The 13,791-nt window shown below is 62.9% G+C and carries 12 protein-coding genes; 2 read left to right on the top strand and 10 right to left on the bottom strand.

Going from position 1 to position 13,791, the window contains the following annotated elements:
* Positions 1-183 precede the first annotated feature (183 nt).
* Positions 184-2,004: a coiled-coil domain-containing protein gene (locus tag ATE48_RS15935; protein ID WP_066773168.1), complete on the top strand. Its 1,821-nt coding sequence runs from the start codon at positions 184-186 to the stop codon at positions 2,002-2,004.
* Here ATE48_RS15935 and ATE48_RS15930 read toward each other — a convergent pair whose 3' ends face one another.
* From ATE48_RS15930 to ATE48_RS15910, 5 genes are all read right to left on the bottom strand, one after another.
* Entirely contained in the window at positions 2,005-2,622 is a 618-nt protein-coding gene (locus ATE48_RS15930; RefSeq protein ID WP_066773165.1) for an ABC-type transport auxiliary lipoprotein family protein, read from the bottom strand.
* Positions 2,619-3,467, bottom strand: coding sequence for an MlaD family protein (locus tag ATE48_RS15925; protein WP_066773162.1), 849 nt, complete (start codon positions 3,465-3,467; stop codon positions 2,619-2,621). The genes ATE48_RS15930 and ATE48_RS15925 overlap by 4 nt, the downstream gene beginning before the upstream one ends.
* A gap of 3 nt (positions 3,468-3,470) precedes the next feature.
* A complete protein-coding gene (locus tag ATE48_RS15920; protein WP_228126656.1) occupies positions 3,471-4,223 on the bottom strand; it encodes an ABC transporter ATP-binding protein in 753 nt (250 codons plus the stop codon).
* On the bottom strand, positions 4,220-5,356 hold the full coding sequence (locus ATE48_RS15915; RefSeq protein WP_066773160.1) for an MlaE family ABC transporter permease: 1,137 nt from the start codon (positions 5,354-5,356) through the stop codon (positions 4,220-4,222). The genes ATE48_RS15920 and ATE48_RS15915 overlap by 4 nt, the downstream gene beginning before the upstream one ends.
* 121 nt (positions 5,357-5,477) lie before the next feature.
* Positions 5,478-6,680 carry an MFS transporter gene (locus ATE48_RS15910; protein WP_083197406.1) on the bottom strand — a complete coding sequence of 401 codons (1,203 nt, stop codon included), beginning with the start codon at positions 6,678-6,680 and terminating at the stop codon, positions 5,478-5,480.
* Between the two features lie 103 nt (positions 6,681-6,783).
* Between ATE48_RS15910 and pip the strand changes: the two genes are divergently transcribed.
* On the top strand, positions 6,784-7,764 hold the full coding sequence (pip, locus tag ATE48_RS15905) for a prolyl aminopeptidase (RefSeq protein WP_066773159.1): 981 nt from the start codon (positions 6,784-6,786) through the stop codon (positions 7,762-7,764).
* 96 nt (positions 7,765-7,860) lie between these two features.
* Here the strand turns inward: pip and rodA are convergent, their stop codons facing one another.
* Genes rodA through ATE48_RS15880 form a run of 5 tightly spaced genes read right to left on the bottom strand, consistent with a single transcriptional unit; the run spans position 7,861 to position 13,730 of the window.
* Positions 7,861-9,006, bottom strand: coding sequence for a rod shape-determining protein RodA (rodA, locus tag ATE48_RS15900; RefSeq protein ID WP_066773157.1), 1,146 nt, complete (start codon positions 9,004-9,006; stop codon positions 7,861-7,863).
* The gene (mrdA, locus tag ATE48_RS15895) at positions 9,003-10,988 is read right to left on the bottom strand and encodes a penicillin-binding protein 2 (protein ID WP_066773155.1); all 1,986 of its coding nucleotides are present in this window, start codon (positions 10,986-10,988) and stop codon (positions 9,003-9,005) included. The genes rodA and mrdA overlap by 4 nt, the downstream gene beginning before the upstream one ends.
* A complete protein-coding gene (locus ATE48_RS15890; RefSeq protein WP_066773153.1) occupies positions 10,985-11,515 on the bottom strand; it encodes a hypothetical protein in 531 nt (176 codons plus the stop codon). The genes mrdA and ATE48_RS15890 overlap by 4 nt, the downstream gene beginning before the upstream one ends.
* The gene (mreC, locus tag ATE48_RS15885) at positions 11,512-12,651 is read right to left on the bottom strand and encodes a rod shape-determining protein MreC (protein ID WP_156767814.1); all 1,140 of its coding nucleotides are present in this window, start codon (positions 12,649-12,651) and stop codon (positions 11,512-11,514) included. The genes ATE48_RS15890 and mreC overlap by 4 nt, the downstream gene beginning before the upstream one ends.
* Positions 12,652-12,683: 32 nt before the next feature.
* A complete protein-coding gene (locus ATE48_RS15880) occupies positions 12,684-13,730 on the bottom strand; it encodes a rod shape-determining protein (protein ID WP_066773149.1) in 1,047 nt (348 codons plus the stop codon).
* Between the last annotated feature and the right edge of the window lie 61 nt (positions 13,731-13,791).

Genomic DNA, 13,791 nt, shown 5'->3' with positions numbered 1-13,791 from the left:
GTATCGCGCCGCGGCGCGCATCCGCATGCGCTTAACCTTACTTCTCGCTTTTGAGGCACATTGGCGCGGCGTTTGCTCCGAATTGGAGCACGCTTATGGCGCGAAACCCACTCGCCTCGTTGGCATGGGCGTTGCAGCCGACCCGTTAACGCCCGCGATCCGTGGGCGCTGCGGGAGTTTACTATGTACTACGGTCAAGAGGACGACGAGCGCGATCCGTTCGACGATTTCGGTGAAATCGAAGAAACGAACGATTCCATCGCGGATGATTTTGCTGAACACTTCGATCGCGAAGACTTCGAAGCCGTGGCTCACAACGAGCCGGCGGTGATCGAGCCCAAGCGCGACGAAAAGATCAGAACGGGCTTCTCGTGGGCCGGCTTCGCCGGTGGCTTGATGGCCTTCGTTTGGATCGGCGGCGCCATTGGCGGCCCACTCACCTATTTCGGTGTCGAAGCCGTGATGGCGATGGACCCGGCGATGCAAGCCGGCTTGATCGCGCTCGCTTTCGGCCCGGCCCTGCTCTTCTGGGTTGCCGCCTCCGCCGCCGGCGAAGCGCTGAAAGCGCGCAAGCTCGCAGCCGAACTGACGCGCCTTGCCCACGCCGCCGCGCTTCCGATGGAAGCTGGCGAAGCTCAAGCGCAACGTCTCACCAACACGGTGAAGAACGAGATCGGCCAACTGAACGATGCAGTCTCGGCTGCCTTGGATCGCCTGGCCGAACTCGAAGCCGCCGCGCAACGCAATGCCGCGCTCTTCGGTGATGCGGTCGCCGCTTCGCGCGCCAACACCCAAGCGATGACGGATTCGCTGGCTCGCGAACGTGAAGCGCTCGTCGAGGTCAAAGCCGACATCAAGGACCAGACGGACGTGATCGCCAACTCGATCGGCCGCCAAGTCCGCCTGATGCGCGAAGCTTCAAAGCTGGTGAAGACGGAAGTCACTGCCGCCGAACACGCGCTGGAATCGCACCTCACCTCGTTCGCCTCCTCGGCCAACGTGTTGGGCGAGCACACCGCGAAGTTCCACAAGGCCGCTGACCACGCCAACGCCGCAGCCGCCTCGCTGAACGGCTCGATGACGGAAATGCTCGGCGGTCTCGCCGAAGCCACCCGCCTCACCGAAACGGCCCGCAAGTCAACGGCCGAAGCCGTGCTCGCCGCAAACGAAACGGCCAGCGCCGTTCGTGAGACGACGCGCAACGCCGTCAACGAAGCCAAGCGCGCAGCCCAGCTGATCCGCGCCGAAGCGCAAGCGATGCAAGAAGCCGCTAACGACACGATGGCCCGCCTCAGCGAAGCACGCACGGCGTCGAGCGAAAGCCAAGCCGCCGCCGAGCGTCAAGCCGCCGCGATCGAAAAGCGCCTCGGCGCCATCGCTTCGCTCGCGACCAGCAAGAAGGTCGAGCGCCAGCCTGAGCCGGTTGAGTTCGCACACGCTGAAGAAATGACGACCCTGCACGCTGCAGCCAACGCCGCCGTCTCTCGCGGCAGCGTCCGTCCCCGCGCCGAAGTGCGCACGCAAGTCCGCGCCGAAGTCGCGATCGAGCGTGAGCCGAAGCGCGTGTTCAAAGGCTTCGGTTCATGGGGCAACTTCATGCCGCCGCAGCGCGAAGAAGCAGCGCCCGTCGCCGCCAATGAGAGCGCGTTCGAACTGGCTGATTTCGGCCGTAACGAACCGGTCAACAAGGATGCGACGCTGAAGACCGACGCGATCGACATTGTCACCAATGCCGGCGTTGATCTCGATGACGTGCTGCACGCTGGTGATCTCGAGCGCATCGCTCGTTGCTCACGTGATGGCGCCAGCGCTCGCCGCCGCGCCGTTATCGACGCCGCTCCTGGCGCCGTGACCCGCTTGGTCCGTCACATGAAGCGCAACGTCGATGCTCACGATACGGCCATCGCGTTCCGCTCACGCCCTGATCTCGCCAAGAGCGAGAACAAGGAACAAGGTTCGGACCTCGTCCGCGCCTATCTGCTGATCGACGCCGCCCTGGCCTGATCAGTTACTCTCGGTGTTGGCGGAGGCTTGAGCCGCCAATACTGCCTCTGCCGCAAACTCCCCAATGCGCGCGCTGCCTTCACGGGCGGCGCGCGCAAGCGCATCAGCCGCCACCGATGACGAACGCGCACTGACGGGCGCGGTAGTTTCCACCATATGCGAAGCCACAATCCGCCGGCCCGGCGCGACGATACGAACATCGGCGCGGAAATGCGCTTGCATGTCGTCTTCATGCACTTCGAAATCCAGAACCTCCCAGCGGACCTCGTAATCCGCGCGCGCTTCGCCAGAACGAGTCGACGACGTGAAGCGGCCCTGGCTGATAATCGTTTCAGCCAAAATCTGTTGCAGCGAGTCCGCCGCCCGGCTCGACCATTGTGACTGATCAACATAGGCAAGCGTATCGCCCGTGCGCCAGACAATGTCAGACCCTAAGATTACGCGCTCGCCCGTGGGTTGGGCGACGCCGACCACGGCGTTGACGGGCGCGCCCTCCAGCTGACGCACATCGCGCGCTTCGAGCACGTAGGTGCGCGGCGCCGGCGGCGGCTCTGGCAGCAGCGTGATACACCCGCCCAGCATCGAGGCGGCAAGAAGAAGCGCGGCGGCGCGGATCATGGCTCAAGCTCCACGGTCGGCCGCGGACTACGCGGCGTCAGGACGGATGGGTTCTCTTCGAGATTGTTTGCAACACGGCTGATGCCGGCTGCGGCGCGGCGGATTTCCTCGGCCGCCAGCGACAATTCGGGCAGCGTTTCGCCGGACGCGACGCTCGCGGCTTGGTTTACTTCACCAAGCACATCATCGAGATCGGAGAGATCGGATTGCATTTGACGCGCGAGCTGCGCGATTTCACGCGCGGCTTCGCCCGACTGGGTCACGACAGAATCGCGCGCCGCCAATTGCGTGGTGATCGCCTCGAGATTCTCCAATGATCGGGTCACGCGCGCAATATTCTCGTCCGTCAGCAAATCACGCACAGCCGCCATAGCTTCGCTTGCGCGCAGCGCCACCTCCTCGCCCCGCGCGACGATAACATCGATCTGACTACCGCGGCCTTGGATACGTGGCGGCGGCGCGCCGAATGCCGGGCGCAGCAGCTCGGCCTCAACACTACCGGTTGAGAGCTGGATCAGGGTAACGCCTGTAAGACCAATCGGCTCCAACTGCGCTTCTGTATCCGTCTTTACCGGCACGTCCGATGACACACGAATGCGCGCGATAACCCGGTTGGTGTTGTCGGCGTCGATGCGCAGCGATTCCACTTCGCCAACCTTGATGCCGTTGAAGCGCACTTCCCCGCCCTCAGTGAGGCCGCGTACCGGATCATCAAACACGACGTCATACTGATTGAAGCCGCGCCGCAGATCACCGGTGGTGATCCACATCGCAAAGAGCATGATCAGCAAAGCGCCGATAATTGTCGAGGCGCCGATCAGGACGTAGTTGGCTTTCGTTTCCATGGCTTATCCTCCCGCGGCGCCGTGCTGAGCGGCACGCCCTCGCGGACCTGAAAAATATTCTTTCACCCAACCTTCTGCGTTGGCGGTGATTTCGGGGATGGTGCCGATCGCGGCGACCTTGCCTTTATAGAGCACGGCGACGCGATCGCAGATAGCGTGAAGCGTGTCCAAATCGTGGGTGACCAGAAACACGGTGAGACCGAGTGAACGCGCGAGCTCCTCGGTCATGCGATCAAATTTCTCGGCGCTGATCGGATCGAGACCCGCAGTCGGCTCGTCCAGGAACAGCAATTCGGGGTCGAGCGCGATCGCGCGCGCGACGGAAGCGCGCTTTCGCATGCCGCCTGAGATTTGCGCCGGCTTCTTGTGATGCGCATCAGGGCCAAGGCCGGCCATGGACAGTTTAAGGCTGGCAATCTCGGAGCGAAGTTCCGGCGATAAACGCGTATGCTCACGCAACGGCGCTTCGACATTTTCAAGGATCGTGAGTGTCGAGAACAACGCGCCGTCCTGAAACATGACGCCGAGACGCGGTTCACGCTCCTGCTCTTCAAAACAGGGAAATGTGATTTCCCCCGCCGTCGGTGCATCGAGACCAACGACCTCACGCAGCAACACCGATTTTCCGGTTCCGGATGGCCCGACGACGCCGAGGATTTCACCACGGCGCACATCCAGATCCAACCCGTCATGAACGGTCTGCGTGCCAAAGCGCGTAACGAGGCCGCGCACACGAATGGCGATCTCTTCGCTCACCAGTCCATCTCCAGGAACCAGAGCGCGAACAGAGCGTCCATCAAAATCACCATGAAGATGCCTTGGACCACCGAGGTGGTGACGCGCGAACCGAGCGAGCCGACGTCGCCGCCGACTGAAAGCCCTTGCTTGCAGGCGATGACTGCAAGAACAACAGCGAAGGCCGGCGCTTTGACAAAGCCGACCCAGAAATGTTGGGCGGGAACGACTTCGGCTATACGCGCAAAGAACATAGCGGGGCTGACGCCAAGTTCGCCCCAACAGACGAGCAAGCCGCCGAACATACCCGCCATCATCGCCGCGAAGGTGAGAATCGGCGTCATGATCAGCATCGCGATGACGCGCGGCACGACGAGCGCATCCATCGGTTTGATACCGATGACGCGCATGGCGTCGATTTCCTGTCGCATCTTCATCGCGCCTATTTCTGCTGTGAAGGCCGAGTTGGTGCGCCCCGCGAGAATAACGGCCGTGATGACGACGCCGAATTCGCGCAGCATAGAGAAGGCGACAAGTTCGACCGTGAACACCGATGCGCCGAAATCACCAAGAATGCGCGCGCCAAGATAGGCGACAACCATACCGATGAAGAACGACAGCAGCATCACGATCGGCAAGGCATTGAGCCCCGCCTTCTCCATCACACTCACGACGGAGACGGGACGAATTCTGCGCGGGTTAGCGATCTGGCGCCCGATAGTGACGAGCGTTTCGCCGAAGAAGCCCACCGTTTCGGTGATTTCATCGGCGATCGAAACCATCGCCCGGCCGGTGAGATCTAGAAAGCCCTTCCAGCCGTGAAGGAAGCGCGGCGGCGCGGCTGGGCCCGCATAGGCTTTGCGCGCCGCCTGCAAGAGGCGCATCGCGTTCGCGTGCTCACCACGAATTGCAACCCGAACCTTGTCCCCGCTTGGGCTTTCGCGAAACGTACGATCGATGAGATAGGCGCCAGCGACGTCAAAGCGGCCAAGATCCGCCACGTCGACGACAGCGCCCGCTTTTAACCTCTCAGAAACTTCGGCCAAACCGTTCTCGAGACCGGAGATGGTGTCCACCGTCCAGTCGCCGCGCAGCGCCAGCACCGGCGCGCGTTCTTCGTCACGGAATTCAAATGTGGCCGCGGTCGTGGCCAATTCAGTCCCCTTTGAGCGTTCTGCCCTTCAACCGATAACGGCTAACAGAAAATATTAGGCAAAGATGCAAGGGGCGCTTTCAGGGCGATGTTCCCGCAAAAGGCGAATTTCGCGCGAGATGTTACTGATGTGTTGCGCCGGGAACCCGCATTTTTGGCTGCAAAAGCAGCAAAGCGAGTAGGCCGCCAACGCCGGCCATCGCGGCCATCGCCCAATAGCCGATGGCCCCGCCAACATCGTAGAGGCACCCGGAGATGAGGGTCGATGCGCCCATCAAAAGCCCGCCGGACATCACAGCGTAAAGGGTTTGCGCCATCACAGCAGAATCTTCAGAGGCCTCGCGATGCAAGAGACGCATAGCGCCGACATGGGCGGCGGCGAAGCTCAAGGCGTGCATTGCCTGCAATGGCCAAAGCACCCCGCCCAACGGCGCAAAGCCCATGGCGAACCAGCGCGCCACGGCCGCGCCAGCGCCTATGAGGATGAGCGTCTCGGGGGTCGTGCGCCGCTCGATAAAGGGTAAACTCCAAAGGAACGCGACCTCAAGCGCGACACCGAACGCCCACAGCAGGCCGATCATTTCTGACGAAATGCCCTGTGCGCGCCAAACCAGCACTGAGAATGAATAATAAAAGCCGTGCGCCGCCTGAATGAGACCGCACGCGACAATGACAATCAAAAAGCGGCGATTGCCCAACAGCGCGCCAACGCCGCCGCCGCGTGACGTTATCGGGCGCTCCGGGCGCGGATCACGATGAAGGCCAAACCAGCTTGCGAAGGTCGTAAGCGACAGGCCGCACAACACCCAGACGACGACAGCCGCAACACCGAAGTGGGCGGTTACAACGCCACCGAGAACATTGGCGCCTATGAACGCAACAGAGCCGATGCCTCGCGCAACGCCGTAACTCATCTTGCCTTGAGCCGTTGCACGCAACGTTGCGGCCTCGATGAGCGGCGTCAGCGCTTGCGTGACAGAGAGCGCGACGAAACCGAACGCCAGCAATTGCCAGAAGCCGTCCGCGAGAAAAAAGAACGCAGCGTATGCAATGGTTGCAGCGAGCGCGATGAGCTTAAGAGGCGCTGCGCGATCGGCGGCGCGATCGGCGCGATAGGCGATAAGCGGACCAGTGAGCGCGCGCGCAAATTGCGCGAGCGAGAGGATAATCCCAATTTCCGCGCCGCTCAGGCCGCGTTCAACTTCCAGCCAACGCGGCAAAAACACCAAGATTACGCCGGTCGTCCCAAACAGCGCCGACATCACCATCGTCACGCGCGCGGCGGGCGAGGCGAGAATGGATTGCGGAGGCGATTCAGCGCTCAAGGCCCTCGCCTAGCACCAACCGGATAACGCTGCGAGACAGCAGAAATGGAATGCTTGCAGCGCCAGCCTTGCACGGCGCGCGCGACGACCGTAACCAAGCGTCATGTACGGACAAACGCCCCCACCCCGCCGCGACCTTTATCCCGCGATCGAAGCTTACGCGACCGAGATGCTGAAGGTTTCGGACCTGCACACGATTTACGTGGAGCAGTCGGGCAATCCGAATGGATGTCCGGCGGTGGCGCTGCACGGCGGCCCGGGCGGCGGGCTCTCGCCTGAGATGCGCCGGTTTTTCGATCCGAAGCGGTTTCGGATTTTGGCGATGGATCAGCGCGGCTGCGGACGTTCGACGCCGCATGCGGAGCTGCGGGAAAACACGACCTGGGATCTGGTCGCCGATATCGAGCGCGTGCGCGAGAAGTTCGGCATCGACAAATGGGTGGTGTTCGGCGGCTCGTGGGGCTCGACGTTATCGCTCGCATACGCGGCCAAGCACCCCGAGCGCGTCGCAGGGCTGGTGCTGCGCGGCATTTTCCTGCTGCGCAAGAGTGAGATCGATTGGTTCTACCAAGATGGCGCGAGCCATGTTTATCCGGACGCTTTCGAGCGCTACGCGCAAGCGATCCCGCCGAGCGAACGCGGCGATTATCTGGGCGCGTATCACAAGCGCCTGACCTCGTCCGACTGGGCCGAAAGAGTGCGCGCAGCGCGCGCCTGGGCACGATGGGAAGGTGAAACGATTTCGATCGCCGGGCCAAGCGCGCTGCCATCGCGGTTCAATGAGGATCGCTTCGTGGAAGCATTCGCACGGATCGAGAACCACTACTTTATGAATGGCGGCTTCTTCGAGAGCGACGGATGGCTGCTGGAGCAGGCGCCGCGCCTGCGAAACATCCCCTGCCGCATTGCGCAAGGCCGCTACGATATGTGCACGCCGATGAAGAGCGCCTGGGATCTAAAACAGCGTTGGCCTGAGCTTGAGTTGGAAGTGATCCACGATGCGGGACACAGCTCGCTTGAGCCGGGCATAGTGGATGCGTTGGTGCGGGCCACGGACTGGATGGCTGACAGAGCCAACTGGTAGCAGGTTGGAGCGCGGGCCTCCGGCCCGCATCAGCATCTAATCTTGAAGAGCAAGATCAAGGCGGGCCGGAGGCTCGCGCTCTAACTTTCTAACAGATCACCAGAGCCAGCCGCGCGCGCCGTGCTGGTCGCGGTGCAAGTCGACGCTGAGCACGATGGCGTAGCCGGCCATCAGCGTCACCATCGCGGTGCCGCCGAAGCTGATGATCGGCAACGGAATGCCAACGACAGGCACAAGACCGATCACCATCGCAGTGTTGATAAAGACATAGCACGCGAGCGTTGCGGCGACGCCGCCAGCGGCGAGCTTACCGAAGAGCGAGCGGGCCTTATAGGCGACCTGCATGGTGAGGCCCATGAGCGCGCCAAACAGGCCAAGCACGAGCGCGCCGCCGAGCAAGCCAAACTCCTCGACGATCATCGTGAAGATGAAGTCGGTGTGTTTTTCCGGAAGGAAGTCGAGCTGCGATTGGGTGCCCTGCATCCAGCCGCGCCCGAACAGTCCGGCGGAGCCGATGGCGATCTTAGACTGCAGCACGTGATAGCCGGCGCCCAGCGGATCTTGAGTGATGCCGAGGAAGACGTCGACACGTTGACGCTGGTATTCATGGAGCACGCCGAAATACGCGAAGATGGCGCCGCCTATCGCGACGATCGCGCCCGCTGCAATGATGCGCCACAGCAGACCGCCGAGGAACATGATGCAGACGCCGGCGAAAAGGATCATCAGCGAGGTGCCGAGGTCAGGCTGGTGCATGACGAGCGCGACGGGCGCGACGATCATCAGGAACGGCGGCACGATCCAAAGCACGGTGCCGGTTTTGCGTGGATCGAGCGAATGGTAATAGCGCGCAAGCGCAAGCACGATGCCGACCTTCATCAGCTCTGAAGGCTGCAGCGAGAGCGGCCCGATATCGAGCCAGCGCGTCGCGCCCATCCGCGTTGCACCGGCGACTTCAACGCCGACAAGCAAGATGAGAGCAACCGCGTAGAGTGGATACGCGATGGCGAGCCACACGCGTGTATCGAGGAAGATCGCGGCCAGCACCATCATGGCAAGCAGCACGGCGAAGCGAATGCCGTGCGTCAGCGGCATATCGGTCCATGCGCCGGACGACACCGAAAAGTGCATCAGCACACCCACGAAGGCGAGCGCGATGAGGATGGTGATGATGCCCCAGTTCAGCTTCGCGAAGCGATCGAACACGGTGTTGGGGCCGGCGGTCATGGAAAGCGTCGTCATGCGTTCCTCGCCAAATTGCGTTCAAGCTCGGCCAGATTGGCGGCGGTGCGGCGCGAAGGATCGCGCAGCAAGGTGGCGCGCATGATTTCGCGCGCGATGGGACCTGCAACGCCGGAGCCCGCGCCACCGTGCTCGACGACGACAGCGCATGCGTAGCGCGGCTCGTGCCAAGGGCCAAAGCAGCAGAAGAGCGCGTTGTCGCGATAGCGCCACTCGATGGTGGAGTAGTGGCGGCCGCGGTTGGAGCCAAGCGCGCGAACCTGCGCGGTGCCGGTTTTGCCGGCGATCTGCACCGGCTGCCAGCCACGGTTCTCGTTGGTGAGCGGAACGGCAGCGTCGGTTTCCGGGTGACGCACCAATTCCAAATTACCCGCGCGCATCGCGGTGCCGCCGGGCTCGTTACAGACACCGAACATGCCGTCGCGCACGCGCGCCAAGAATTCCGCTTCGACACCCTCCATGCGCGCTGGACGCACAGGTTCGGAAATGCCTGGCCCCTCACGCACGAGACGCGGCGCGACGGCAAAGCCGTTATTGCCGAGACGCGCGGCCATGACGGCAAGCTGCAACGGCGTGACGCCCATAGCGCCCTGCCCGATGCCGTAGTTCACCGTGAGACCGCCGGTCCAACCTTCGTTGCGGTTTTCACGCCACCAAGTCGGATCAGGGATGAGGCCGTTGCGAACGTTCGGCACGTCGACGTCGAAATGTTGGCCCAAGCCGAACTGACGTGCGACGGCCGCGATGCGTTCGGGGCCAGCGCGCAGAGCGGCTTGGTAGAAATAGACGTCGCAAGAATATTTGATGGCGTCGTGCAGATTGACGCGGCCGTGACCGCCCGCGCGCCAGCAGTGGAAGACGCGGCCGCCGTACGCGAAGCCGCCTGAGCAACCAACGGCCCAATCGTCTTCGACGCCCGCTTGCTTGGCGGCGATGCCGACCATCATCTTGAAGGTCGAGCCTGGCGCGTAAACGCCGGTCACCGTCTTGTGGTAGAGCGGCTTTTTTTCATCTTCGTTGTAGGCGCGGAAGTCGGCTTGGCCGATGCCGTTGACGAAGAGGTTCGGATCGAAACCCGGCGCCGACGCCATGACCAGCATGTCGCCGTTATGAATGTCCATCACGACAGCGGAACCGGATTGCTCGCCGAAGTTTTGCATCGCGATGCGCTGGAGATCGTGATCGAGCGTCAGCACGAGGCCGGAACCGCGCTGCGGTTCGCGCCGCTCGGCTTCATCTTCCCCCTGCTCGACGCCGCGCGCGTTGACGATGATCTTGCGATAACCGGCGATGCCGTGGAGCTCCGTCTCCATCGCCGCTTCGAGGCCAGCTTTGCCGACGCGAACGTGGGGATTGCGCAGATAAGTTGCGCGTGACGAGCCTTCGCCCTCTTCCTCAAGCACGAGATCAAGATCGCGCTGCGTCGGCTTTTGCACGTAGCCAATCGGGTGACCGTAGACGATGTCGTACGGGTAGGCGCGCACATCGACCGATTGCGCGACGATGCCGCGCAACTCAGGCAGGCGCACGTTGATAGCGTTGAACTCTTCCCAGGTCAGGCCATCTTTCAGCGGCTGGGGCTCATAACGTGAGCCACCGCGCACGCGGATGATGGCGCGGCGCGCCCATTCAGAATCGAGGCCGAGGATCTGGGCTACGCGGCCGACGACCTCTTCCATGTTTTCGACGTCATTTTGAACGACGGCGACCTGATAATCCTTCGAGGTCTGCGCAAGTACGACGCCGAAGCGATCATAAATAATGCCGCGCGGCGGCGGGATGATGCGGGTGTCGAAGCGGTTTTCGTCAGCAGCGTCGGAATATTCGCGGCTAATGAGGTTGGTGGCCTGCAGCTGCCCCATACGGAACAAGATCGTGCCGAGCACGCCGACGCCGATGAACGACAGCAACGTCGCGCGGCGATTAAAGATCACCGTCGCGTCGCGCTTTGGCAACGTTGAGCCGACCTTCTTGCCCTTCATCGGCGGCTCCCTACTTGCGGACGCAAGCTCGCCGAGGCGCCCATGTAGAGTGGACGCACGAGCGGAAAGATGATTGCGGTGATGATGGCCGCTTCAGCATACGGCAGCACCGAGACGTTGCGCCCCAATCCGAAGCGCGCGAGCAGATAAGCAACGCCGATGGTAAAGAGCGCGGCGCCGATGAAGCCACCCCACAAGGAAACCAAGTTCGGCGCCGACATCAGCACCGCGAGAATGCGGCCGACGAGATACGCCGAAAGATAGATGGCGACGAACAAACCATAAGGCCCGCCGGCGAGTTGGTCGTGCACCAAGCCAAGCAGCGCGAGCGCGATCGGCGCGCGCCAGCCGCTTTCATCTTCAGCGGCCCAACCATAGGCGGCCCAGAGAACAGCGAGCGGCAATGGCGGTTGCGAGAATAACGGACCAAGCGGCAGAGCCGGCAAGATCACGCTGAGCACCGCGAGCACGAGGCCCCACGTGCGCAGGACGCCGCGGCTCGGCGCGCGCGCGGCGAAGCCCCTCATTGCGGCGGCGTCGCCGGCTCAGCGGGCGGCGGCGCTTCCTGTTGAGGTTGGGGCGGCGATGGCGGTGGTGTTTGCACGGCGGGCTGGTTCTGCGCGGTTTGACGGCGCGGTTCTTGTGTTTGAGCCGAACGCGGCGCCGCAGTCGGCACAGATGGCGGCGGCGCCATCGTCTCGCGGCCGATCACGGCGACCGACGAAGATGAGCCGAGCGGCGGCGTTGCGCTCGGATCGGCGGTGGTTTCAGGCGGGTCGATCGGCACGAACGGAATGATGCGCACGAAGTCGATCGGTTGTTGCGAAGCGGCGAGCGCAACGCGCCAGGCGCCGTTGCCTTCGCGGCGGGCGACGCCGACTTGGATGCCGCGCGGATAGAGGCCGCCATCGCCTGAAGTGATGACGCGTTCGCCTTCGCGCAGCGATTGCGCGCCGACAATGAAGTCCATGCGCGGCGCTTCGAGCTGATAGGGATAGAGCGACAATTCCGGACGACGCATCGCCTGTCCTGCAAGCACGGCGCGAACACGGGACGATTCACCCATCACCGGAATGCGGGAGTTGTAATCGTCGAGCATGAGCACGCGCGATGAATGCTGGCCGACGGAAACGACGCGGCCGACAAGGCCGTTCTCGTTCACGGCGATGTAGCCGACCTTCACGCCATGAAGCTCGCCAGCATTGGCGACGAGCGTGCGCATGAACGGGCCGCCGCTATCCAAGACGAGTTGTGCAGCGATCGAATTTTCGAGATCAGCGCCCTCACCGAATGTGTCCGGCGGCATGCGCAGCAGCGATTCATAGCGACGATTGCGCTCGGCCAAACGCTCGGCGAGATCGCGCCAGGCCTGGAGTTCACGGTTTTCAGCTTCGAGTTGCTCGATGCGCTCAGCTGAATTCCAGCCACCAAGCAAACGATCGAAGAAGCCTTCGCTCGCGCGCGCCGGACCAGTTGCGACACGGCCCGCCGCGGCGGCGCCGTCATCGCCGGTTTGCATGACGCCCTCGGTTTGGGGCGTGCGACCAGCTTGTGTGCCGATCAGCACCACCGCGCCAATGCCGAGCACGATGGCGAGCGCAACACCGGCGGGGACTTTCCTCCCGCCGCCTGCGCGTCGCACGCTGCTTCTGCGCCTGGCCACTTATGCCGCCTCTTCTGCCGCGCGCGCCGGGATCAGACTTCTTCCGTCAACAGACGGCGCGCTTCCTGCGAATTGATGGTTTCGAGCGCGATGCCGCAGCCTTTGACGACACAGCGCAGCGGATCGTCCGCCACCGATACGCGGATCGAAATACGTTCCTGCAGAACCGTGTCGAGATTACGGAGCAACGCGCCGCCGCCCGTCATCATCAGACCGTGGTCGTAGATATCGGCGGCCAATTCCGGCGGCATTTGCTCAAACGCTTGGCGTACCGCGTCAACGATACGGGTAACCGGCTCGGCGAGCGCGTCGGCCACCATCGCCTCGGTGACGGTGATTTCCTTCGGCACGCCCGAGAGATTGTCGCGCCCCTTGATCGGGAGCGACATGCCCTGGCCGTGATCCGGCGCCTTGGCGGTGCCGATTTCCTTCTTGATGCGCTCGGCGGTGCTATCGCCGATCATCAGGTTTTCCTGGCGACGCAGGTATTGGATGATGGCCTCGTCCATCTTGTCGCCGGCTTCGCGCAGCGAGCGCGACCAGACGAGACCGCCAAGCGAGAGCACGGCGATTTCAGTGGTGCCGCCGCCGATGTCGACGACCATGCAGCCTGACGGATCATCGATCTGAAGGCCGGCGCCGAGTGCGGCGGCAACGGGCTCTTCGATCAGCTTCACGCGGCGCGCGCCTGAAGCTTGAGCGCTTTCCAGAATGGTGCGGCGCTCAACCGGGGTGGCGCCCGTCGGCACGCAGATAACAATTTGCGGTGAGATCAACGCCGGACGCGGCAGTACCTTGCGGATGAACTGCTTGATCATCTCTTCGGCGACGTCGAAGTCGGCGATGACGCCGTCACGCAGCGGGCGGACGACTTCCATGTTGCGGTGGGTCTTTCCGAGCATCGTCTTGGCTTCGGCGCCGACGGCGTAAACGACCTTGCGGCCGCCTTCATTGACGTACGCAACGACCGACGGTTCATCGAGAACGATGCCGCGGCCTTTGACGTGGATCAGCGTATTCGCAGTTCCCAAGTCGATCGCGAGATCTGGGGCTACGAGACCGAACATATTGCCGAGCATTCTGTGACAACCCTCGCCGCTTAAACACCGACCGAATCAGACCCTTCCTGGGCTTAACGCG

Origin of the sequence: Candidatus Viadribacter manganicus (assembly GCF_001679665.1) — a bacterium.
Lineage (GTDB): Bacteria > Pseudomonadota > Alphaproteobacteria > Caulobacterales > Aquidulcibacteraceae > Vitreimonas > Vitreimonas manganica.
Note: the sequence above shows the minus strand (reverse complement) of the source record. Positions and strands in the feature narration are given on the sequence as shown.

Excerpts from the sequence above, each read along its gene's own strand:
- ATE48_RS15935 (WP_066773168.1), top strand. The coding sequence starts at position 184 with ATGTACTACGGTCAAGAGGACGACGAGCGCGATCCGTTCGACGATTTC.
- ATE48_RS15930 (WP_066773165.1), bottom strand. The coding sequence starts at position 2,622 with ATGATCCGCGCCGCCGCGCTTCTTCTTGCCGCCTCGATGCTGGGCGGG.
- ATE48_RS15925 (WP_066773162.1), bottom strand. The coding sequence starts at position 3,467 with ATGGAAACGAAAGCCAACTACGTCCTGATCGGCGCCTCGACAATTATC.
- pip (WP_066773159.1), top strand. The coding sequence starts at position 6,784 with ATGTACGGACAAACGCCCCCACCCCGCCGCGACCTTTATCCCGCGATC.
- rodA (WP_066773157.1), bottom strand. The coding sequence starts at position 9,006 with ATGACGACGCTTTCCATGACCGCCGGCCCCAACACCGTGTTCGATCGC.
- mrdA (WP_066773155.1), bottom strand. The coding sequence starts at position 10,988 with ATGAAGGGCAAGAAGGTCGGCTCAACGTTGCCAAAGCGCGACGCGACG.
- ATE48_RS15890 (WP_066773153.1), bottom strand. The coding sequence starts at position 11,515 with ATGAGGGGCTTCGCCGCGCGCGCGCCGAGCCGCGGCGTCCTGCGCACG.
- ATE48_RS15880 (WP_066773149.1), bottom strand. The coding sequence starts at position 13,730 with ATGCTCGGCAATATGTTCGGTCTCGTAGCCCCAGATCTCGCGATCGAC.